This is a genomic window from Gottfriedia sp. OAE603, from assembly GCF_040543965.1.
Classification (GTDB): domain Bacteria; phylum Bacillota; class Bacilli; order Bacillales; family Bacillaceae_G; genus Gottfriedia; species Gottfriedia solisilvae.
The window spans coordinates 1397543-1418248 of sequence record NZ_JBEUNN010000001.1; the positions used below are offsets into that span (position 1 = coordinate 1397543).

General features: G+C 35.3%; 21 protein-coding genes and 1 pseudogene. 21 read left to right on the forward strand and 1 reads right to left on the reverse strand.

Features of this window, described 5'->3' with window-relative positions:
- Positions 1-212 precede the first annotated feature (212 nt).
- From def to spoVM, 10 genes are all read left to right on the forward strand, one after another.
- Complete coding sequence (gene def / locus ABID96_RS06940; protein ID WP_088000344.1) at positions 213-686, forward strand: peptide deformylase; 474 nt, start codon at positions 213-215, stop codon at positions 684-686.
- 10 nt (positions 687-696) lie between these two features.
- Positions 697-1641: a methionyl-tRNA formyltransferase gene (gene fmt / locus ABID96_RS06945; RefSeq protein ID WP_192601395.1), complete on the forward strand. Its 945-nt coding sequence runs from the start codon at positions 697-699 to the stop codon at positions 1639-1641.
- 1 nt (position 1642) lies between these two features.
- Positions 1643-2989: a 16S rRNA (cytosine(967)-C(5))-methyltransferase RsmB gene (gene rsmB / locus ABID96_RS06950; RefSeq protein ID WP_192601396.1), complete on the forward strand. Its 1347-nt coding sequence runs from the start codon at positions 1643-1645 to the stop codon at positions 2987-2989.
- A 2-nt stretch (positions 2990-2991) separates the two neighbouring features.
- Positions 2992-4083 (forward strand): dual-specificity RNA methyltransferase RlmN, encoded by a 1092-nt coding sequence (gene rlmN / locus ABID96_RS06955; protein WP_192601397.1) that lies wholly within the window; start codon positions 2992-2994, stop codon positions 4081-4083.
- 4 nt (positions 4084-4087) lie between these two features.
- Positions 4088-4840: a Stp1/IreP family PP2C-type Ser/Thr phosphatase gene (locus ABID96_RS06960; RefSeq protein ID WP_192601398.1), complete on the forward strand. Its 753-nt coding sequence runs from the start codon at positions 4088-4090 to the stop codon at positions 4838-4840.
- 8 nt (positions 4841-4848) lie between these two features.
- The gene (pknB, locus tag ABID96_RS06965; RefSeq protein WP_192602037.1) at positions 4849-6825 is read left to right on the forward strand and encodes a Stk1 family PASTA domain-containing Ser/Thr kinase; all 1977 of its coding nucleotides are present in this window, start codon (positions 4849-4851) and stop codon (positions 6823-6825) included.
- A gap of 20 nt (positions 6826-6845) precedes the next feature.
- Positions 6846-7727: a ribosome small subunit-dependent GTPase A gene (rsgA, locus tag ABID96_RS06970; RefSeq protein WP_192601399.1), complete on the forward strand. Its 882-nt coding sequence runs from the start codon at positions 6846-6848 to the stop codon at positions 7725-7727.
- Positions 7728-7729: 2 nt separating this feature from the next.
- Positions 7730-8374, forward strand: coding sequence for a ribulose-phosphate 3-epimerase (gene rpe / locus ABID96_RS06975; protein WP_088000354.1), 645 nt, complete (start codon positions 7730-7732; stop codon positions 8372-8374).
- A 45-nt stretch (positions 8375-8419) separates the two neighbouring features.
- A complete protein-coding gene (locus tag ABID96_RS06980) occupies positions 8420-9061 on the forward strand; it encodes a thiamine diphosphokinase (RefSeq protein WP_192601400.1) in 642 nt (213 codons plus the stop codon).
- 96 nt (positions 9062-9157) lie between these two features.
- Positions 9158-9241, forward strand: a complete 84-nt coding sequence (spoVM, locus tag ABID96_RS06985; protein WP_088000358.1) for a stage V sporulation protein SpoVM — start codon at positions 9158-9160, stop codon at positions 9239-9241.
- A gap of 274 nt (positions 9242-9515) precedes the next feature.
- Here spoVM and rpmB read toward each other — a convergent pair whose 3' ends face one another.
- Positions 9516-9704 (reverse strand): 50S ribosomal protein L28, encoded by a 189-nt coding sequence (gene rpmB / locus ABID96_RS06990; protein WP_025568947.1) that lies wholly within the window; start codon positions 9702-9704, stop codon positions 9516-9518.
- A gap of 348 nt (positions 9705-10052) precedes the next feature.
- Between rpmB and ABID96_RS06995 the strand changes: the two genes are divergently transcribed.
- The 11 genes and pseudogenes from ABID96_RS06995 (at position 10053) to rnc (ending at position 20617) form a co-directional block, all read left to right on the forward strand.
- Entirely contained in the window at positions 10053-10415 is a 363-nt protein-coding gene (locus tag ABID96_RS06995; protein WP_087998578.1) for an Asp23/Gls24 family envelope stress response protein, read from the forward strand.
- 22 nt (positions 10416-10437) lie between these two features.
- On the forward strand, positions 10438-12129 hold the full coding sequence (locus tag ABID96_RS07000; RefSeq protein ID WP_192601401.1) for a DAK2 domain-containing protein: 1692 nt from the start codon (positions 10438-10440) through the stop codon (positions 12127-12129).
- 354 nt (positions 12130-12483) lie between these two features.
- Positions 12484-13149: an L-serine ammonia-lyase, iron-sulfur-dependent subunit beta gene (gene sdaAB, locus ABID96_RS07005; protein WP_192601402.1), complete on the forward strand. Its 666-nt coding sequence runs from the start codon at positions 12484-12486 to the stop codon at positions 13147-13149.
- Positions 13150-13167: 18 nt separating this feature from the next.
- Positions 13168-14050: pseudogene (gene sdaAA, locus ABID96_RS07010) on the forward strand (L-serine ammonia-lyase, iron-sulfur-dependent, subunit alpha).
- Positions 14050-16098: an ATP-dependent DNA helicase RecG gene (recG, locus tag ABID96_RS07015; protein WP_192601403.1), complete on the forward strand. Its 2049-nt coding sequence runs from the start codon at positions 14050-14052 to the stop codon at positions 16096-16098. The pseudogene sdaAA and the gene recG overlap by 1 nt, the downstream one beginning before the upstream one ends.
- A gap of 102 nt (positions 16099-16200) precedes the next feature.
- Positions 16201-16767, forward strand: coding sequence for a transcription factor FapR (fapR, locus tag ABID96_RS07020; RefSeq protein ID WP_087998573.1), 567 nt, complete (start codon positions 16201-16203; stop codon positions 16765-16767).
- Between the two features lie 14 nt (positions 16768-16781).
- Positions 16782-17780: a phosphate acyltransferase PlsX gene (plsX, locus tag ABID96_RS07025; protein WP_192601404.1), complete on the forward strand. Its 999-nt coding sequence runs from the start codon at positions 16782-16784 to the stop codon at positions 17778-17780.
- 13 nt (positions 17781-17793) lie between these two features.
- On the forward strand, positions 17794-18744 hold the full coding sequence (gene fabD / locus ABID96_RS07030; protein ID WP_192601405.1) for an ACP S-malonyltransferase: 951 nt from the start codon (positions 17794-17796) through the stop codon (positions 18742-18744).
- On the forward strand, positions 18738-19481 hold the full coding sequence (fabG, locus tag ABID96_RS07035; protein ID WP_087998570.1) for a 3-oxoacyl-[acyl-carrier-protein] reductase: 744 nt from the start codon (positions 18738-18740) through the stop codon (positions 19479-19481). Before fabD ends, fabG begins: the two co-directional genes overlap by 7 nt.
- A 67-nt stretch (positions 19482-19548) precedes the next feature.
- A complete protein-coding gene (gene acpP, locus ABID96_RS07040; RefSeq protein ID WP_087998569.1) occupies positions 19549-19782 on the forward strand; it encodes an acyl carrier protein in 234 nt (77 codons plus the stop codon).
- Positions 19783-19876: 94 nt separating this feature from the next.
- On the forward strand, positions 19877-20617 hold the full coding sequence (gene rnc / locus ABID96_RS07045) for a ribonuclease III (RefSeq protein WP_087998568.1): 741 nt from the start codon (positions 19877-19879) through the stop codon (positions 20615-20617).
- The last annotated feature ends 89 nt before the right edge of the window (positions 20618-20706 follow it).

Below are 20706 nucleotides of genomic sequence, written 5' to 3' on the forward strand. Positions count from 1 at the left end.
GCGGAGAACAATGAAAGTTGCTTTTTAACTTTCAATGTTATTCGACTTATGACCTCGAGGAGCTAGGAGCCGGAACTAGACAGCACGAAATGTGGAGGCGACTGGTCAGCCCCGACAAGCAAAAACAGTCAAACCTTAAATAGATTAAAAAAGAATCAAAAGTAATTCAGCATTCCAACAAGAAAATCATAATAAGTTAAGGAGTTGTGAATTTGGCCATTTTAAAAATAATAGAACATCCAAATGAAGTACTTGAAACACCTTGTGCAAAAGTGACAACATTTGATAAAAATTTAGTTAAATTATTAAATAATATGTATGAAACAATGATAGCTGCTGATGGTGTTGGGTTAGCTGCGCCTCAGGTTGGCATTTTGCAGCAAGTTGCAGTTGTTGATGTTGAGGATGAAAATGGAAGAATTGATTTGATTAATCCGATTGTTATGGAAACGAAAGGTGAACAGACAGATATAGAAGGATGTTTAAGTTTTCCTAATTTATATGGAGATGTAACAAGACCTAGTTATGCAAAAATAAAAGCTCAAAATAAACGTGGTAAGTACTTTATTATTGAGGCGAGAGGTTTTTTAGCTCGTGCGATTTTGCATGAAATTGACCATCTGAATGGAGTTTTATTCACTTCGAAAGTATCTAAATACTATGAAGAGAGTGAATTAGAAGGGTAGGCTATAAAAGATGACAAAAATAGTTTTTATGGGTACACCAGATTTTTCAGTACCTGTTTTAAGAAGAATCATTGAAGATGGTTATGAAGTTGTTGGTGTCGTAACTCAACCTGACCGTCCTGTTGGAAGAAAAAGAGTGTTAACGCCACCGCCTGTTAAAGTGGAGGCGCTAAAGCATAACATACCGGTTTTACAACCTGAAAAAATTCGCTTGAAAGAAGAAACGGACAAGGTTTTGGCATTAAATCCGGATTTAATAGTAACAGCAGCATTTGGACAAATTCTTCCAAAAGAAATACTTGAATCCCCAAAATTTGGCTGTATTAATGTTCATGCTTCACTTCTTCCTGAATTAAGAGGTGGCGCTCCAATTCACTATTCAATTATTCAAGGAAAAAGTGAAACGGGTGTGACAATCATGTATATGGTTGAGAAGCTGGATGCAGGTGATATGTTAGCGAGAGTGGTTGTACCTATAGAAGAAAAAGATCATGTTGGATCATTACATGATAAATTGAGTATCGCTGGAGCAGATTTATTATCAGAAACAGTCCCAGCTTTACTAAAAGGTGAAATCACGCCTGAAAAGCAAGATGAAAGCAAAGTAACTTTTGCTTGGAATATTAAAAGAGAAGAAGAACGAATCGATTGGTCAAAATCTGGGGAAGAGATTTATAATCATGTAAGAGGTTTACACCCATGGCCAGTAGCTTATACTACATTAAACGGAGAAGTTTTAAAAGTTTGGTGGAGTGAAAAAGTTGAAGGTCATCAAAACGTAAACCCAGGTGAGATTATTGAAGTACAAAACGACGGAATTGTTGTTGCAACAGGAAATCAAACTGCTATTAAAATAACAGACTTACAGCCATCAGGGAAAAAACGAATGGAAGCTAAGCAATATATTAATGGCGCAGGTTCGTTTATTGAACGTGGAATGAAGTTAGGAGAATAAAATGAGTAAAAATGTACGAGAGATTGCCTTAGAGGCCCTTCTTTCTGTTTATAAAAATCAATCGTATAGTAATTTATTAGTTAATAACTATATTCAAAAGAATGACTTATCTTCTGCTGATGCAGGGTTATTAACAGAAATTATTTACGGTACCATTCAAAGGGATCAACTATTAGATTTTTATTTGGAGCCTTATATTAAGAATCAGAAGAAATTGGAAGAGTGGGTTTATATATTAATCAAACTATCGCTTTATCAATTCCATTTCTTAGATCGTGTTCCTGCACATGCAGTTTTAAATGAAGCTGTTGAGATTGCGAAAAAACGAGGGCACAAAGGAATTGCTTCATTAGTTAATGGCGTGTTAAGAAATATACAACGCAATGGAGTACGTTCCATTAATGAGATAAAGGACAAGGTCGAGAAACTTTCGATTGAAACAAATCATCCTTTGTGGTTAATTGAGCAATGGATAAGTGAATTTGGTGAAGATGAAACAAGAAAAATGTGTGAAGAAAATATCCTACCACCATATCAAACTGCTAGAGTGAATAGCATGAAAGCAACTAGAGAAGAAGTCATTAGAATGCTTGAAGATGAAGGCATAAACGTTGAGGTAGGGAATCTATCTCCATTTGCAATCGAAATTCAAAAAGGTAATGTTGCTCATTCAAATGCCTTTAAAGAAGGGTATATTTCAATTCAAGATGAAAGCTCTATGTTAGTAGCGCAAGCGCTAGGAGTTAATGAGGGTGATCAAGTTTTAGATACATGTGCAGCACCGGGTGGTAAATCTACTCATATAGCTGAGCTATTAAAGGGAACTGGATCAGTTACTTCATTAGATTTACACAAGCACAAAGTTAAATTAATTAAGGAACAAGCAAACCGATTAGGGCTTGAAAATATAGAAACAATAGCTTTAGACGCTAGAAAAGCACCGGAAGAATTTGAAGGGAAATTATTCGATCGTGTGTTAGTAGATGCTCCTTGTTCTGGACTTGGCGTTATTCGTCGAAAACCTGATATTTTATTAAAGAAAAACGCTACAGATGTATCAAATTTACAAAAAGTACAAAAATCTATCTTACACGAGGCTTCTAAGTTATTAAAACCAGGTGGCACACTTGTATATAGTACATGTACAGTTGGCCATGAAGAAAATTTAGATGTTGTTAATTCTTTCCTTGAAGAACATGATGATTTTGAACTAGATCGTTCATTAATTGAGCATGTTCCTAATGAATTGAAAGAAGATAAAACGGTTCAAAATGGGTATATTCAACTACTACCACATTATTTTGGAACGGATGGATTTTTTATTGCAAGATTAAGAAAGAAGGTGTAACGTTGAAGTTAGAAAATACTACAAATTCAGTCAAAATAGAAAAAACACAAAAACCTTCAATTTACTCACTAAAATTGAGTGATTTAGAGGCATGGTTAAAAGAGCAAAAGCAACAGGCATTCCGTGCGAAACAAATTTATAACTGGTTATATGTTAGTCGAGTTGAAAGTTTTGAAGAAATGCAAAATGTTCCGAAAGAATTAAGACAGCTATTAGAAGAGAATTTTACGATTACTACACTTAAAACATTAGTTAAACAAACCTCTTCAGATGGTACAATGAAATTTTTATTTGAGTTACATGACGGATATTCTATAGAAACTGTTTTAATGAGACATAATTATGGCAATTCTGTATGTGTAACGACTCAAGTAGGTTGTAGAATAGGTTGTACATTTTGTGCCTCTACTCTTGGCGGCTTAAAGAGAAATCTTGAAGCTGGTGAGATTGTAGCACAAGTATTATGCGTACAACGCGCAATCGATGAAGTGGAAGAGCGAGTAAGTTCAATTGTAGTTATGGGTATAGGTGAACCATTTGATAACTATAATGGTTTAATGGATTTCCTAAGAATCGTAAATAGTGATAAAGGTTTAAATATCGGTGCTCGTCATATTACTGTATCAACGAGTGGCATTATCCCTAAAATCTATAACTTTGCAGATGAAGGACTACAAATTAATTTTGCGATCTCGTTACATGCTCCTAATAGTGAGCTTCGTTCAAAATTAATGCCAATTAATCGAGCGTATAAATTACCAGATTTAATGGATGCCGTTCGTTACTATGTTGAAAAAACAGGTAGACGAGTTACGTTTGAATATGGTTTATTCGGTGGTGAAAACGATCAAGTTGAGCATGCAGAAGAGCTTTCTACTTTATTAAAGGGCGTAAAATGCCATGTCAATTTAATTCCGGTAAACTACGTTCCAGAGCGTAATTACGTTAGAACGCCAAAGGAACAAATTTTTGCATTTGAAAAAGTATTAAAGCAAAACGGAATCAATGTTACAATTCGTCGTGAACAAGGCCATGATATAGATGCTGCTTGTGGACAGTTGCGTGCAAAGGAGCGTAAAGAGGAGACGAGGTGAAGAAATGCAGACTTTTTTTCAAACTGATACGGGGAAAGTTCGCCAACATAATGAAGATAGTGTAGGTTTATTTCGTAACGATTCAGATATCGTATTAGCGGTAGTTGCTGATGGAATTGGTGGTCATTTAGCTGGTGAAGTTGCAAGTAAGATGGCGGTTAATTTCTTCGAAGCAGAATGGAAAAATACAAGTAATTTTGAGACACCAAAAGAAGCTGAAGCTTGGCTACGCAACATTGTTACTCAATTAAATATTAACTTATTTATTCACGCAGAACAAAATGAAGAATGCAAAGGGATGGGTACAACGCTAGAAGCGGTTATTTGTACTCCTTTGTATTTTACAATTGCACATATAGGTGACTCTAGAGGTTATTTAAAAAATAGTGAAGGTTTTAAACAGATTACAGACGACCACACATTAGTGGCTGAGTTAGTTAAATCTGGACAAATTTCACAAGAGGATGCTGTGATTCATCCTCGTAAAAATGTCATTACTCGAGCGCTTGGGACAGAAGAAACAGCTACTGTTGATATTAAAACATTAACATGGGAAGAAGACGATTTAATCGTTTTATGTTCTGACGGTTTATCAGATAAGGTTTCATATCAACAACTTAATGAAAAATTCTCTGATGACCAACCTATTGAAAAAATCGGGAATGCATTAATCTCACTTGCGAACGATCTTGGGGGAGAAGATAACATCACAATTGCCATTATAAAACATGAGCCAAGACATGATGAGAAGGGGTGAATGTGAACGTGATGATCGGAAGACGCCTGAATGACCGATATAAGATTTTAAAATTAATTGGTAGTGGCGGGATGGCAAACGTTTATTTAGCCCATGATATGATTTTGGATCGAGATGTTGCAGTAAAGATGTTACGGATGGATTTTTCTAATGATCCAGACTTTGTAAGACGCTTCCAAAGAGAAGCATATTCAGTTACATCACTTTCACATCCAAATATTGTGAGTTCTTACGATGTTGGGGAAGAAGAAGGTTTGCAATATATTGTAATGGAGTATGTAGAAGGTGAAACGCTTAAGGAATATATCCAACGCCATACACCGATTAAACCTAAAAAAGTTTTAAGGATTATGGAGCAGTTAACTGCTGCTATCGCACATGCACATCATTTTCAAATCGTACATAGAGATATAAAGCCACAAAACATACTAATTAATGAAGATGGCAATGTTAAAGTAACTGATTTTGGTATAGCAACTGCATCAACTGCAGCAACAATTACTCAAACGAATTCTGTACTTGGATCTGTTCACTATCTTTCACCTGAACAAGCAAGAGGTGGAGTTGCGAATAAAAAGTCCGATATTTATTCACTAGGTATCGTAATGTTTGAGCTATTAACAGGTAAATTACCATTTTCAGGGGAGAGTGCTGTATCAATTGCTTTAAAGCATTTGCAAAGTGAAGTACCGCCTCCAACAACCATTAACCCGGAAATACCACAAAGTGTTGAAAATATTGTGTTAAAAGCAACTGCTAAAGATATTTTTTATCGATATGATACGGCTGATGAAATGAAGCTAGACTTACAAACTGCTTTAGATTCGGATCGATTAAATGAAAAGCCGTTTGTCATACCTGTAAATGAGGATGAAACAAAGGTAATCCCAATCATAAAAGATATACCTAATTCATCTGAATTAGAAGCAGATACAGTTGTTTTGCCTATTAGTAAACCTACGAAACAAAAGGTTGATCAAGTTTCGAAAAAAGCGGCTGATCAGAAAAATAAGCGAAAAAAGAAAAATTCTTTTGCGAAATTCATTATTGGGACTTTCATTGCACTATTAATTGGTGGTTTATTAGCCATTACTTTAATTCCTGCGTTATTCCTTCCAGAAGATGTTAAGATACCAGACGTTAAGGATATGACATATGAAAGTGCAGTCACGTTGTTAGCTTCACAAGGTTTGAAGATCAATGATCCAAAAGAATTATATGATGATGAAATTGACGAGGGAAAAGTCGTAAAAACTTCACCTAATATTGGTGAGACGGTGAAAGAAAACTCTTATATTACGATTTATAAATCTAAAGGTAAGAAAAGTGGAGAAATGGAAAATCTAAAAGGTTTTCAATATAATTCACTAAAACAGCGATTAGATGAAGAGTATAAATCGGTAAAAACTCATTATATCGAGAGTGAAGCAACTGAAGGAGAGATTGTCGATCAATCACCTAACGAAGGAGCAGACATCATTCCAGATGAAACGGCTTTAGATGTTTGGATTAGTAAAGGAACATCAACGATCATTCTCAGAGATCTAACCGGTTTGACGAAAAAGGATGTTGAAAATTACGCTAGCGAAAATGGGTTAAAGCTTAACTTTAAGGAAGAAGAGTCTGAAACCGTTGAAAAAGGACAAGTCATTTCTCAATCACCTTCATCATCTGCTGAGGTAAAAGAAGGAGAAACAATTAATGTTGTTATTTCTTCTGGAAAACCAAAAGAAAAAACGAAAAAAGTTACATTCAATGTACAAGTTACGTACACCCCGTCAATTCCGAATACGCCTCAAGTGGTAGAGGTTTTTATAAAGGATAAAAATAATAATGGTGTAAAACCTGCAATTACAAAGACGATCACAGAAACATCTACATTTCCTGTAGAAGTGACAATTGATCCTGGGCAGACTGCTTCCTATAAAATTGTTAAAGATGGTCAAGTTATTGCAGATAGAAACGTACCCTATCCATCGAATTAAAGAAATGTAGGAGTGAGTATATGCCAGAGGGCAAAATAATTAAAGCGTTAAGTGGATTTTACTATGTAGAAACGGACGATACTATTGTTGAATGTCGTGGTAGAGGAAATTTTCGCAATAAGAAAATTACACCTTTAGTTGGAGATGAAGCCGTTTACTCTGTAGAAAAAAGTGGAGAAGGATATCTACTTGAGATAAAAGATAGAAAAAATGAGCTAGTAAGACCTCCAATTGCCAACGTTGATCAAGCAATTCTAGTTTTTTCAGCAGTAGAGCCTAACTTTTCACCGAATTTATTGGATCGATTTCTCGTATTAATCGAATTTAATGAAATAAAACCACTTATTGTAATCACTAAAATAGATCTATGTAATGAAACTCAATTACAATCTGTTTTGGAATATGTAGATTATTATCGCCAAATAGGCTATGAAGTATGTTTAACTTCTTCAAAAACTGAAGAAGGCTTGGAAAAAGTACTGCCACATCTTGCGAACAAAATTTCTGTGTTTGCTGGTCAATCTGGGGTTGGTAAATCGACATTACTGAATGCAATTAATCCTGAGTTAGACTTGAAAACAGGAATTATTTCCACACATTTAGGACGAGGAAAACATACGACAAGACATGTAGAATTAATTAAAATTGGCGAGGGACTTGTTGCCGATACGCCTGGATTTAGTTCTCTTGAGTTTATTGATATTGAAGCAGAAGACTTGTCTTATTGTTTTATAGAGATGAGAGAAAAAAGCCAGGAATGTAAATTTAGAGGATGTACTCATCTGAAAGAACCAAAATGTGCTGTAAAAGAAGCAGTTGAAAATGGCGAAATCACAACAGAACGATACAACCACTATGTTTCGTTCATAGATGAAATAAGAGACAGAAAGCCGAGGTATTAATCATGGTAAAAATCGCACCATCAATCCTATCAGCAAATTTCGCTAAACTTGGAGAAGAGATTGTAGATGTAGAACGTGGAGGTGCAGATTATATTCACGTTGATGTAATGGATGGTCATTTTGTTCCGAATATAACGATTGGCCCATTAATTGTTGAAGCGATTAGACCAATCACAAAACTTCCATTAGATGTACATTTAATGATTGAAAATCCAGATCAATACATCGAACAATTTGTAAAAGCGGGTGCGGATATTATTACTGTTCATGTAGAGGCATGTGTGCATTTACATCGAACAATTCAAAATATCAAATCGCATGGAATCAAAGCTGGTGTCGTTTTAAATCCTGCAACACCAGTATCAACAATCGAACATATCATTGATGAAATTGATATGGTACTTTTAATGACTGTCAATCCAGGTTTTGGTGGTCAAAAGTTTATCCATTCAGTTGTTCCGAAAATTAAACAAGTAGCAGATATGATTAAAGAACGAAATTTATCAGTTGAAATTGAAATTGATGGTGGAGTTGATGAACATACTGCCATTCTTTGTAAAGAAGCGGGTGCTACTGTTTTAGTGGCAGGTTCAGCTGTATATAATAAGGAAAATCGTAAAGAAGCGATAGCGAAAATTAGAGGTTAATGCAATCATTATGATTGCATTTTCTTTTTTAGAGGTGAAAATTAATTGATCATTCATATAATTGGGGCAGGTCCAAAATCAAATTCGCTCCAAATGATCCGCCAAAGTGGTTCAAAAAGCACAATTATAGGTGTAGATAATGGGGCAGCTTATTTAATGGAAGAAGATATTCATCCAGATGCAGTTTTTGGAGATTTTGATTCATTGAGTAAAGCCGATTTAGCAGAAATAAAAAGAAAAGTACCAAATGTATTTATTTTTCCACCAGAAAAAGATTATACAGACCTAGAATTAGCACTCGAGTGGGCCATTTCAAAGCAACCTGAAATAATATTTATACATTGTGTAACAGGCAAAAGATTAGATCACGAGTACGGTAGTATTTCATTATTAGTAAAATATAGAAAGTACTCAATTCCAATTTACATTATAGATGATCATAACGAAATGTATGTAATTGGAGAGGGTACACATCAAATCAAAAAACAAGATCAGTTTAAATACATATCTTTTTTCTCACTAGGAACTGATATTGAAAACCTAACATTAAAAGGATTTAAATATCCACTTACCAATCATCACTTGGAATTAGGCTCATCATTATGCGTGAGCAATGAACTAGATGACAGCGTTGGGTCTATTTCTTTTAGCAGTGGCATAGCATTAGTAATAAGGAGCAAAGATTAAACAAATTCATGTCATAGTTTTCACTCATCACAAGTACAATGTAATAGGATTAATCTTTTCCTTAAGATCTGTTAGAAAGCTTGTAGGAGGGAAAGCATGAGATTTTATACGATTAAACTACCAAAATTTCTTGGCGGACTCGTTCGTGCCATGCTAAGTACATTTAAAAAAGATGTGTAAGAGCACCCTTTAAGGGTGTTTTTTATTTAGAAAAGTGGAGGCGACTGTTTAGCTCCGACAAGCGTAAGGCGAGCACGGGTAAAGGTTGCTTTTTAACCTTTAGTTGGGATTGACTTACGACCTCGAGGAGCTAGGAGCCGGAACTAGACAAAGAAAAGTGGAAGGTGTTCACCCTGCCCCGACAAGCATAGCTTTATAATAAGTGGAAGTACTAAACAGAAGACAAAGTAAAAAAGCATAGCTAGTTAGCTATGCTTTTAAGTACGTTAATAAATTAAACGCGCTCAATTTTGCCTGATTTTAATGCTCTCGCTGATACGTAAACACGCTTTGGTTTACCGTTTACTAAAATACGAACTTTTTGAAGGTTAGCACCCCAAGTACGTTTTGAAGCATTCATAGCGTGAGAGCGACTGTTACCAGAACGTGATTTTCTACCTGTAATTACACAAACACGAGCCATCTATTTCCCTCCTTACAAAAAACGGAATAACATTTCAATGATCATTTTCATTTAGAAACACTACTATAATTTATCATACCGCTTTAGTTATTGCAACAATTATTGGTAAGTTGTTCAAGAAAAAATACTTGACATAGAATGTTATGTTATACTAAATATTATAGAGGGACCTATGACTTATTTATTAAAAAAATCTTATATAATTGTAATTTCATTTTAATCCATGAATATTTTTGAAATTGTCCATAATAAAATGAGTCAATAGAATTATTTTGGAAAAAGGTATACAATAATAAGTAAGTAGTATAACTAACAATACTTGGAGTGGCCAAGAAGGGGGACCTATAAATGTCTTTAGAAATGAAAACTCAATATGGAACAATCGAAATTGGTACAGATGTAATTGCTACAATTGCAGGTGGGGCTGCGGTTGATTGTTATGGTATTGTAGGCATGGCTTCTAAAAAACAAATTAAGGATGGACTGACTGAAATCCTTAAAAAAGAAAACTTTACTAAAGGTGTTATTGTGCGCCAAGTTGGTGAAGACGTAAATATTGATATGTACATAATTGTAAGCTACGGTACAAAGATTTCTGAAGTTGCAAACAACGTACAAAATAAAGTGAAATATACACTTGATCAAACATTAGGATTATCAGTGGATTCTGTAAACATTTTTGTTCAAGGTGTTAAAGTAACAAACCTGTAAGACGCATTAAGGAGGAGAATTTGTGTCCATTAAACGTATTGACGGAAAATTATTTGCAGATATGGTGATTCAAGGTGCAAATAATTTAACGAAGAATGTAAAATTTGTTGATTCATTGAACGTATTTCCTGTACCTGATGGAGATACTGGAACAAATATGAATCTTTCAATTACTTCTGGTTCTAAAGAAGTAAAAGAAAAGCCGAATAGCCATGTAGGTAAAGTAGGTCAAAGCTTTGCAAAAGGCTTACTTATGGGTGCTCGTGGTAACTCAGGTGTAATCCTATCTCAATTATTCAGAGGGTTTTCTAAATCAATCGAAGCGAAAGAAACAATTTCGACTGTTGATTTTGCAGCTGCTCTTGAAGCTGGTGTTGAAACAGCATATAAAGCTGTTATGAAACCAATTGAGGGGACAATTCTGACTGTTGCTAGAGAAACGGCGAAAAAATCGGTAGCAATTGCAAATAATCATGAAGAATTTATTCCTTTCCTTGAGGAAACAATCGTAGAAGCAAAAGCGTCCTTAAACCGTACGCCAGATTTATTACCTGTTTTAAAACAAGTAGGTGTAGTAGATAGTGGTGGTCAAGGGTTAGTTCTTGTTTACGAAGGTTTCTTAGCGTCTTTAAAAGGTGAAGAAATTTCATTGGAAGGTGCTGAAGCGGCGCTTTCACTTGAAGAATTAGTTGAAGCTGAACACCGTAATGTTCAAAGTATGTTAAATACAGAAGATATTGTATTTGGTTACTGTACAGAATTTATGGTTAAATTCGAAAAAGAAAAATTACAAAAGCATCCATTTAATATAGATCAATTCCGTCAAGAATTAAGCGCATGGGGTGACTCATTATTAGTTGTAGCTGATGATGAGATTGTAAAGGTTCATATTCATGCAGAGTATCCTGGTGAGGTTTTCAACTTAGGGCAACGTTTTGGTAGCTTCTTAAAACTGAAAGCAGAAAACATGCGTGAACAACATACAAACTTACTTCATGATGATCAAGCTGCAAAAGTTCCTCATTCAACAAAAGAGTCAGGAAAGAGTAAGCAAAAACAGGAGTATGGTATTGTAACAGTAGCTATGGGCTCAGGAATTAAAACTTTGTTTGAAAGTATCGGTGCAACCGTTGTTATTGAAGGCGGTCAAACAATGAATCCAAGTACTGAAGATATTGTAAAAGCAATTGAGCAATGTCATGCTGAAAAGGTAATCGTACTTCCGAATAATGGGAACATCGTGATGGCTGCCCAACAAGCTGCTTCAGTTGCAGATTGTCAAGTTACTGTGGTACCATCAAAAACTGTTCCTCAAGGTATGACGGCTTTATTATCATTCAATCCAACGGCTTCATTAGAAGAAAACGGTGAGGGAATGAAAGAAGCATTATCTACAGTTAAAACTGGTCAAATAACATTTGCAGTTAGAGATACTGAAATTGATGGCGTTGAAATTACGAAAGATCATTTTATGGGTATTCTTGAAAGTAAAATTATTACGACTGATGCTGTTCAATTAGAAGCTGCAAAGAAATTGTTAACAAAGATGATAGACGAAGATTCAGAAATCTTAACGATCTTACAAGGTCAAGATGTTACTGATGAAGAGTTATCAGAATTAGTTAAATATGCAGAAGAAAACTTTGATCATGTTGAAGTAGAAGTCCATAATGGAAATCAACCATTATACTCATACATTTTCTCTATAGAATAATCATTTAAGAAGGGGCAACCCTTCTTTTTTTTATTTGAAAACACAGGTCAAGAAGACTGAAGTGGAGCGGAGTTACCTAAGATGGTAATGGGCACCGCAAGCAGTAGAAACAACGAAGAAAGCGAGCGATTGGCGGGCAGTCTGTAGTAAGAATGGGCAACCCTTCTTCATTTTTGTGTAAATTATTTAAGGAGTAATGTAAAATATCATAGAACTCTTTATTATTTCGTATTACACTATAAGTTGGACAACTTATTGTCTTTACTGTCATTTTTTGATTAGACTATTTGTTTTTACTATAGAGAAACTAAATGTAAACACGCTTTTTTACACTAAGGTAATGGGGGAAAAGTAATGAAGTATAAAAGTGTTTTTGATATTATTGGACCGATTATGATTGGGCCATCAAGTTCACATACTGCTGGGGCTGCAAAAATTGGTCGTGTCGCTAGAAACTTATATGGTAAAGAGCCAAAAAACATCGTTATTTCTTTATATGGCTCATTTGCTAAAACATATCGTGGACATGGTACAGATGTTGCTCTTGTTGGTGGATTACTTGATTTTGATACATTTGACGAGAGAATTCCTGAATCATTAAATATTTCTAAAGGTAAAGGGATGACTGTTGAATTTATCGAAGAAGATGCGATTACAGAACATCCAAATACAGTTAAAATTTCTATTCAAGATGACGAGAACCAACCATTTGAACTTGTTGGTATTTCTATTGGCGGTGGGAAAATTGAAATTGTTGAATTGAATGGTTTTGAACTTAAGCTTTCTGGAAATTACCCAGCAATCCTAGTTGTTCATAATGACCGATATGGTTCAATTGCTGGTGTTACGAATGTGCTTATGAAATATGCCGTTAATATCGGACATATGGAAGTGTCTAGAAAAGAAGTAGGTCAAATCGCATTAATGGCGATTGAAGTGGATCAGGACTTAGATGAAAAAATATTAAAAGAGATAGAATCTTTACCACATATTATTCGTGTAACAAAAATGGTGGATTAAGAGAGGGGGAGCGTCATTATGTTCAAAAATGTAGCTGAGTTAGTGGAGCTAGCTGAATCAAAAAATGTTAAAATTTCGGAAATCATGATTCAACAAGAGATGCTTTTTACAGGTAGAAGTCGAGAAGAAATTCTAGAAAAAATGGAACAAAATCTTGTTGTAATGGAAAAAGCGGTCGAAAGAGGATTAGCAGGTGTCCATTCTCCAACTGGTTTAACTGGTGGGGATGCGGTACTTCTTCAAAGGTATATTGAAAAGGGAAATATGCTTTCAGGACATTTTCTTTTAGATGCAGTAAGTAAAGCGGTTGCAACAATATGAAGTAAATGCTGCAATGGGAACAATTTGTGCAACGCCAACTGCTGGATCTGCTGGGGTTGTTCCAGGTACATTATTTGCTGTTAAGGAAAAATTAAATCCGACTCGCATGCAAATGATTGAATTCTTACTAACTTCTGGAGCATTTGGATTTGTCGTTGCAAATAATGCATCTATTTCCGGCGCTGCTGGTGGTTGCCAAGCTGAAGTGGGGTCTGCGAGCGGTATGGCTGCTGCAGCAATCGTTGAAATTGCTGGTGGGACGCCTAGCCAAAGTGCTGAAGCATTTGCAATTACATTAAAGAATATGCTTGGTTTAGTATGTGACCCAGTTGCAGGTTTAGTAGAGGTTCCTTGCGTGAAGAGAAATGCGATGGGGGCAGCAAATGCGATGGTAGCAGCCGATATGGCATTAGCTGGTATTACAAGTCGTATTCCATGTGATGAGGTAATTGATGCGATGTACAGAATCGGTCAAACAATGCCATCTGCACTAAGAGAAACAGCTGAAGGAGGATTAGCGGCAACACCAACAGGCCGAGAATTAGAAGCAAAAATATTTGGTGTTTCGCTAAAAAAATAGTGAGCTACGAACTAGAACAAAACATCTCAGTGCTAAGTGGTGTAGGGGAAGAAACTGCGGCACTTTTAAATGAAATGGGTATTTTTACAATCAATGATTTAATTGAATACTTGCCATATCGATATGAAGATTATCGGAATAAAGATTTATCTGAAGTGAAGCATGATGAGCGCGTGACAGTAGAGGGTGTTGTGCATAGCGCTCCTCTTCTTCAGTATTTTGGGAAAAATAAATCTCGATTAACTTTTCGTGTATTAGTTGATCGTTATTTAGTTACAGTTATTTGTTTTAATCGACCATATTATAAAACAAAGCTAAATTTAAACGAACAAGTAACCGTGTCTGGTAAATGGGATCAACATAGACAAACGATTACTTTAACAGATCTTGTATTTGGGTCAAGAACAAATGCAAATGAAATCGAACCGGTCTATTCAATCAAAGGAAAAATGTCAGTAAAAACGATGCGTAAGTTTGTAGAGCAAGCGTTTAAAAAATTCGGTCAATATATTGAGGATTTGGTTCCGAATGAGCTAATGAGTAAATATAAGCTGATGGATCGAAAAGAAACAATGAGTTTACTACATCATCCTATTGATGCAAATAGTTTAAAACAAGCAAGAAGAAGCTTTGTTTACGAGGAATTTTTTCTATTTCAATTAAAAATGCAAGCTCTTCGAAAAATTCAACGTAATCAATCAAAAGGAATTCCGAAAGTTTTACACCAAGACAAAATCCAAGAACTAATTCAATCATTACCATTCCCTCTAACATCAGCCCAAAACCGAGTTGTGCAAGAAATATTCAATGATTTAGTAAGTCCATCAAGAATGAACCGATTATTACAAGGTGACGTAGGATCGGGGAAAACAGTTGTAGCAACAATTGCACTGTATGCATGTGCTTTAGATGGCTATCAAGGAGCTTTAATGGTTCCAACAGAAATTTTAGCTGAGCAGCACTTCGAGTCTTTATCGAAGTTATTGCAGGAAACAAATATCAACGTAGCATTATTGACTAGTTCTGTTAAAGGAAAAAAGCGACGTGAAGTACTTGAAAGGCTAAAATTAGGAGATGTACATATATTAGTAGGAACTCACGCTTTAATCCAAGATGAGGTTCAATTTCATAAATTGGGCATTGTTATTACGGATGAACAACATCGTTTTGGTGTTGGGCAGCGGAGAATATTGCGAGAAAAAGGATACTTTCCAGATGTTTTATTTATGACGGCAACACCAATACCTAGAACGCTTGCTATTACAGCGTTTGGGGAAATGGATGTCTCAATTATAGATGAATACCCTGCTGGTCGGAAAAAAATTGAAACATATTGGGTTAAACAAGAAATGTTTGATCGCGTGCTAGGTTTTATAGAAAATGAAATTAAAAAAGGTAGACAAGCCTATGTTATTTGTCCACTCATTGAGGAGTCTGAAAAATTGGATCTTCAAAATGCACTAGATTTACATAGTGTACTTTCTTTTCATTATAAAAGTATGGCCAAAGTCGGTTTAATGCACGGTAAGTTATCATCTTCAGAAAAAGATGAAGTGATGAAGGCTTTTGCGGCAAATGAAGTCCAAATTTTAGTATCAACAACTGTTGTTGAGGTAGGTGTAAATGTGCCAAATGCTACTGTAATGGTCATTTATGATGCAGACCGTTTTGGTTTATCGCAGTTACATCAGTTACGCGGACGAGTTGGTCGAGGTTCAGAACAATCGTATTGTATTTTAGTTGGTGATCCTAAAAGTGAAGTAGGTAAAGAAAGACTGACAATCATGACGGAAACGAATGATGGATTTGAGTTATCTGAAAAGGATTTAGAATTAAGAGGACCTGGTGACTTTTTCGGGAAACAACAAAGCGGAGTACCAGAATTCAAAATGGCAGATATGGTTCATGATTACCGTGCATTAGAGGTTGCAAGGAATGATGCAACAATGCTAGTTAATTCTAATGATTTTTGGAAAGCTAACGAATATAAGGTCTTAAGAGAGTACTTAGAACGAACGGGAATATTTGATTCAGAAAAATTAGATTAGTACTAGGTATTAAAAGTTTGTAAAAAACTATTGAAATACAGGGGTGTTTAATATACACTGTATTTAATACCTGGTCATAAATATAGTGTAGAGGTATGTAAAATGAGAAGAAGCAAAAAAGATCGTCATGAATTGTTAAAAAAAATAATTGAAGAAAATCCATTTATAACAGATGAAGATCTAGCGATTCAATTGTCTGTCAGTATACAAACTATTCGTCTTGATCGTCTTGAATTATCGATTCCTGAGTTGAGAGAACGTATCAAAAATGTTGCCACTCAGCAATTACAAGATGTAAAATCATTACCTGTCGATGAAATTATAGGCGAAGTGATTGATATTCATTTTAATGAAAGTGCCATTTCTATATTTGATGTGAGAGAAGAACATACATTCAGTCGTAATGGCATTGCTCGAGGTCATCATTTATTTGCACAAGCTAACTCTTTAGCAGTAGCGGTCATTCACGATGATTTAGCTTTGACAGCTAAATCAAATTTTGTTTTTATTAAACCTGTAAGAACAAATGAACGAGTAATTGCAAAAGCGAAAGTGTTACCGCAAACTGAAGATCCGAAGCGAAGATTAGTTGAAATCAATGGCTTTGTTGAAAATGAGCAAGTTTTTCATGGCTTATTTGAAATGTACCATCGAAGTATTGAAGAATAGGGAAGTGACAATTGATGAAATTAGCAATAGATGCAATGGGTGGAGATCATGCACCAAAAGCGATCGTTGAAGGTGCAATGTTAGCAATAGAAAATTTAAATGAATTACATATTACTTTAATCGGTGATGAGTCGAAAATTAAACCATTTTTAACGAATGATAAGAACATCACCATTATTCATACAGATGAAGTGATTGAAGGGACAGAAGAGCCTGTTAGGGCTGTCCGTAGAAAGAAAAACGCTTCTATGGTTCTTATGGCAAATGAAGTCAAAGAAGGTAGAGCGGATGCTTGTATTTCAGCTGGTAACACAGGAGCATTAATGACAGCAGGTTTACTTGTTGTAGGTCGTATGGAAGGTGTAGAACGACCTGCCTTATCACCAACAATGCCTACGCTTGATGGAAAAGGATTTGTTTTTCTTGATGTAGGTGCTAACGTTGATGCAAAACCAAACCATTTATTGCAATATGCTGTAATGGGATCAGTGTACGCTGAAAAAGTAAGAGGAATTAAAAATCCAACAGTTGGCTTATTAAATGTTGGAACTGAAGATAAAAAAGGTAATGAACTTGCGAAACAATCATTCCAATTACTGAAAGAGAGTAACTTAAACTTTATTGGAAATGTGGAAGCAAGAGATTTAATGAATTCTGTTGCAGATGTAGTTGTTACAGATGGTTATACTGGTAATGTAGCCTTAAAAGCGATCGAAGGAACTGCGCTTGCAATGTTTTCATTAATTAAAGATGCGATGCTTACAAGTTTTACAACTAAGCTTGCAGCAGCTATATTAAAGCCTAATTTAAAAGGTATCAAAAAGAAAATGGATTACGCTGAATATGGTGGTGCTGCACTATTTGGACTAAAGGCACCTGTAATTAAAGCTCATGGGAGCTCTGATTCATTAGGGATTTATAGTGCGATTAAACAATCAAAAACTATGGTTGACCATAATGTTGTAAAGTTAGTAAGTGATCACATGGAAAATAATAACGAATTAAACACATAAGGGGGTCACTCCATTGGGTAAAGTGGCATTTATTTTTCCTGGTCAAGGATCACAAAAAGTTGGAATGGGTAAGGATTTAGTTGAGGCATATCAAGAATGTAATGCGATTTATGAAACTGCAAATAATCAAGTAGGCTTTAATCTTTCTGACATTATTTTTAATGGTAACGATGAAGATTTAACTGTTACATATCATGCACAACCAGCGATATTAACAACTTCAATTGCGCTATTAGAGAAAATAAAAGAAGCAGGGATTAAACCTGATTACGTTGCTGGACACAGTTTAGGTGAGTTTTCTGCACTTGTAGCTGCAGAGGCAATTTCATTTGAAGATGGTGTTAAACTAGTTCATAAACGTGGAAAGCTAATGGATCAAGCGGTGCCAGTTGGACAAGGTGCGATGGCTGCTGTCTTATTTTTAGCTCCTGATAAAATCGAAGAAGTTCTTACTGAAGTGAATAAAAAAGGTCATTCCGTTGGAGTAGCAAACTATAATTCACCTACACAGGTCGTAATAACTGGTGATGCAGAAGGTGTTCAAATTGCTTCCGGTTTATTGAAAGAAGCTGGCGCTAAGCGTGTATTACCACTTAAAGTAAGTGGACCGTTTCATTCATCGTTAATGAAACCTGCAAGTGAAGAATTCCAAAATGAGCTTGGAAAAATAAATGTTGAATCATGTACTTACCCATTAATTTCAAATGTAACTGCTAAGGAAATAACAGAGGCAACAGAAATTAAAGAATTATTAGTACAACAATTATTTTCACCAGTAAAATGGAATCAATCAATTCAAGAATTAGTGGAACTTGGCGTTGACACGTTTGTTGAAATAGGACCTGGTAAAGTATTAACTGGTCTTGTGAAAGCAATTTCTCCTTCAGCAAAACTAGTAAATGTGTATGATGTTGAAACATTAAAGCAATTTCTACTGGAATGGGAGGAAATAAAAACATGTTAAAAGGTAAAGTAGCACTAGTTACAGGTGGTTCTAGAGGTATAGGTAAAGCAATTGCTTTATCATTAGCGAAAAACGGTGCAAACGTAGTTGTAAACTATTCAGGTAATGAAGAAGCTGCACAAAAAGTAGTAGAAGAAATTACTGCACTTGGTGTGAAGGCGATCGCATATAAAGCAAATGTATCTAGCAGTGATGAAGTTGCTGCTCTAGTAAAAAATACAGTAGATGAATTTGGAAGTATTGATATTTTAGTTAACAATGCAGGGATCACACGTGATGGATTATTATTACGTATGAAAGATGCTGATTGGGACGCTGTTATCGATACGAATTTAAAAGGTGTATTTAATTGCATCAAGGCTGCTGCTAAATTTATGACTCGTCAACGTAATGGACGTATTATTAACATCAGTTCAGTAGTTGGTCAAATCGGTAATCCTGGACAAATGAATTATGTTGCTGCTAAAGCAGGTGTTTTAGGTTTAACAAAAACAGCTGCTAAAGAATTAGCTTCTAGAAATATTACAGTTAATGCAATTGCGCCTGGATTTATTGAAACTGATATGACAAATGAGCTGAATGAACAAATAAGAAATAGCATGTTAACGAATATTCCATTACAATCTTTTGGCCAACCAGAAGATATTGCGAACGCAGTTGTATTCTTAGCAACAGATGCAAGTCGTTACATCACAGGGCAAACAATTAATGTTGATGGCGGACTTGTAATGAATTAGTTTGGCGTTTTCAACATTTTTATGTATAATTCATAAGTAGACAATCATTGGGGGGAGGTGAATAATAATGCAAGACGTATTAGAACGTGTATCAAAGATTATTGTTGACCGTTTAGGTGTAGAAGAATCTGAGATCGCTATCACAAGTCGTTTCAAAGAAGATCTAGATGCAGACTCATTAGACGTTGTTGAATTAGTAATGCAATTAGAAGATGAGTTTGAATTAGAAATTTCAGATGAAGATGCTGAAAAAATCGTCACAGTTGGTGATGTTGTGAACTACATAGAGAGCAACATGTAATGAGAAAAGTCCCGTATTTTGTACGGGACTTCTCATCATTTTCTCGAGTAAGTAGTCTAAGCAGCATATCCGATTGGTTTAGGTGGAGGTAAATATGCCGCATTCAAGAAGAGTTAGAGAATATAAATTATCTGATGTTGAAAAAGAAAATTTTATTAGGTTTCAAAAGCAGATTCAAATTACTTTTAGTAATGAGGGTTTACTTATACAGGCATTTACACATTCATCCTATGTGAATGAGCATCGAAAAAAACCATATGAAGATAATGAGAGATTGGAATATTTAGGTGACGCAGTGCTAGAGCTGACGGTTTCACAATATTTATTTCAAAAGTATACAACGATGAGTGAAGGTGAGTTAACGAAATTACGTGCAGCAATTGTATGTGAGCCATCACTAGTCAAGTTTGCAAATGAATTAGATTTTGGTCGTTATATCTTACTAGGACGCGGAGAAGAAATGACGGGTGGTCGAACTAGACCGGCATTGCTAGCTGATGTATTTGAGGCATTTATTGGTGCTTTGTATTTAGATCAAGGATTACAAGTCGTAACAAACTTCTTATCTCTTCATGTATTCCCTAAAATCAATGATGGTGCTTTTTCGCATGTGATGGATTTTAAAAGTCAATTACAAGAGTTTGTGCAAAGAGATTCCACAGGTTCAATAGAATATAAAATTTTACAAGAAAAAGGTCCTGCGCATAATCGTGAGTTCGTATCAAAAGTACTTTTAAACGGTGAAACGTTAGGAATCGGAAGTGGACGATCGAAAAAAGAAGCCGAACAGCATGCTGCTAAAGAAGCATTATTGAAGCTAAAAGAGTCTAAATAGTAGATTTCTAGTAAAAAACAAGTAGAATCTTGTCAAAAATACTTAGAAAATGGCGAATTCCCCCTTTTAAGGGGGAGTTTTTGTGTATA

Bases quoted from the DNA above. Each gene is read 5' to 3' on its own strand.
- fmt (WP_192601395.1), top strand. From the start codon at position 697: ATGACAAAAATAGTTTTTATGGGTACACCAGATTTTTCAGTACCTGTT.
- rsmB (WP_192601396.1), top strand. From the start codon at position 1,643: ATGAGTAAAAATGTACGAGAGATTGCCTTAGAGGCCCTTCTTTCTGTT.
- ABID96_RS06960 (WP_192601398.1), top strand. From the start codon at position 4,088: ATGCAGACTTTTTTTCAAACTGATACGGGGAAAGTTCGCCAACATAAT.
- rsgA (WP_192601399.1), top strand. From the start codon at position 6,846: ATGCCAGAGGGCAAAATAATTAAAGCGTTAAGTGGATTTTACTATGTA.
- rpe (WP_088000354.1), top strand. From the start codon at position 7,730: ATGGTAAAAATCGCACCATCAATCCTATCAGCAAATTTCGCTAAACTT.
- spoVM (WP_088000358.1), top strand. From the start codon at position 9,158: ATGAGATTTTATACGATTAAACTACCAAAATTTCTTGGCGGACTCGTT.
- rpmB (WP_025568947.1), bottom strand. From the start codon at position 9,704: ATGGCTCGTGTTTGTGTAATTACAGGTAGAAAATCACGTTCTGGTAAC.
- ABID96_RS06995 (WP_087998578.1), top strand. From the start codon at position 10,053: ATGTCTTTAGAAATGAAAACTCAATATGGAACAATCGAAATTGGTACA.
- sdaAB (WP_192601402.1), top strand. From the start codon at position 12,484: ATGAAGTATAAAAGTGTTTTTGATATTATTGGACCGATTATGATTGGG.
- fapR (WP_087998573.1), top strand. From the start codon at position 16,201: ATGAGAAGAAGCAAAAAAGATCGTCATGAATTGTTAAAAAAAATAATT.
- plsX (WP_192601404.1), top strand. From the start codon at position 16,782: ATGAAATTAGCAATAGATGCAATGGGTGGAGATCATGCACCAAAAGCG.
- fabG (WP_087998570.1), top strand. From the start codon at position 18,738: ATGTTAAAAGGTAAAGTAGCACTAGTTACAGGTGGTTCTAGAGGTATA.
- acpP (WP_087998569.1), top strand. From the start codon at position 19,549: ATGCAAGACGTATTAGAACGTGTATCAAAGATTATTGTTGACCGTTTA.
- rnc (WP_087998568.1), top strand. From the start codon at position 19,877: ATGCCGCATTCAAGAAGAGTTAGAGAATATAAATTATCTGATGTTGAA.